Source organism: Protofrankia sp. CiP1_Cm_nod2, from assembly GCF_920664355.1.
Lineage (GTDB): Bacteria > Actinomycetota > Actinomycetes > Frankiales > Frankiaceae > Protofrankia.
The window spans coordinates 26,956-28,143 of record NZ_CAKKTL010000066.1 but is presented as its reverse complement, the minus strand read 5'-3'; the positions used below and the strand labels follow the sequence as shown (position 1 = coordinate 28,143).

At 75.4% G+C, this 1,188-nt stretch carries 1 protein-coding gene and 1 pseudogene; both read right to left on the bottom strand.

The window, feature by feature from the left end:
• Window positions 1-957 (bottom strand): AAA family ATPase (locus tag NBW84_RS24215; RefSeq protein ID WP_445548683.1); only part of this gene is annotated, 957 nt, incomplete at its 3' end.
• A pseudogene (locus tag NBW84_RS09910) lies at window positions 957-1,188 on the bottom strand (metallophosphoesterase family protein); the annotation flags it as partial. The gene NBW84_RS24215 and the pseudogene NBW84_RS09910, both read right to left, overlap by 1 nt.

The window sequence follows — 1,188 nt, the reverse complement described above, 5'->3', positions numbered from 1 at the left end:
GGCGATCCCCGCCACGTCGAGCACGGCCGCGCCGTCCGCGCGCAGCCGGGCGATCTCGTCGCGGGCGGCGGCGAGGTCCCGCACGGCCGGGGCGGCCCGGCGTCGCCGGTCGAGGCTGTCGGTCCGCTCGGCAGCCGACATGAGCAGCTTGTGCGCGGCGCGCACCGCCTGTGCCTGGCGGTCCCGCTCCGCGCGGGCCTCGACCACGGCTCCCGCGGTGGTCATCGCCTCCTGGATGCGTGCCGCCAGCTCCTGGTGCTCCCGGAGGGCGACGCGGACCCGTGAGGACCTGTCGTTGCCGTGCTGCTTGTAATGCACGTCCATCTCGGTATGCAGGGCGTCGAGCAGGCCCCGCACGGCCTGGCCGCTGCGGGCGGTGAAGACCAGCTCCGCCAGATCCCCGCCGCCGTTGAACAGGGCTTCACCGCCCTGGCGCAGCTGCCGGTGGGACAGGCCGAACGCCTGCAGCCACCGCTGGTGGGCCTCGGCCCCGCCCGCCCCCCAGACCGGTGCGGCCGGCTGCCCGGTCGAGACGAGCTGCAGGCCCGCGCCACGTCGACGGAGCTCGACGGCCGTCCACGGCCCTACCGGCTCCGCTGGCCCTACCAGCCCTACCAGCCCTACCGGCTCCGCTGGCCCTACCGCTGGCCCTACCAGCCCTACCGGCTCCGCTGGCAGGCCGGCCGCCGGCCCGTCCGTCCGCGCGGCGCCGTCCGCCAGCGCGGCGGCCGGCTCACCGGGCAGTTCGACCGTGGCGGTCAGTGCCAGCGCGCCCGGGCCGTAGAAGAAGGCGCGCCGGCCCCGTTGGAAGCCCCACAGCAGGTCGGACAGCGCATCGAGCAGCGTCGACTTGCCCGCTTCGTTCGCCCCGGCAACCACGGTGAGCCCCGGGCCGAACTCCACCTGACGATCCTCGAAGGCACCGTAACGGTCGAGGCGCAGCGACCGGATCCGCATCAGTCCGTCACTCCCGCCAGCCGCGCCAGCAGCTCGGCGCCGGCCCGTTGCGCCAGATCCTCCAGAACCGCGCCGTCGCGCGGGTCGAGCAGCTCGGCCGTGCGCAGCTGACGACCGACGGTACGGTCCACCGGGTCGGCGAGCCCTTTTATGCGGTCGACGTCGGCGGCAAGGCCAGCCGTGGCCGACCGGATCGCGGCGATCAGCTCCGGGTCGACGCAGGCCGGTGGG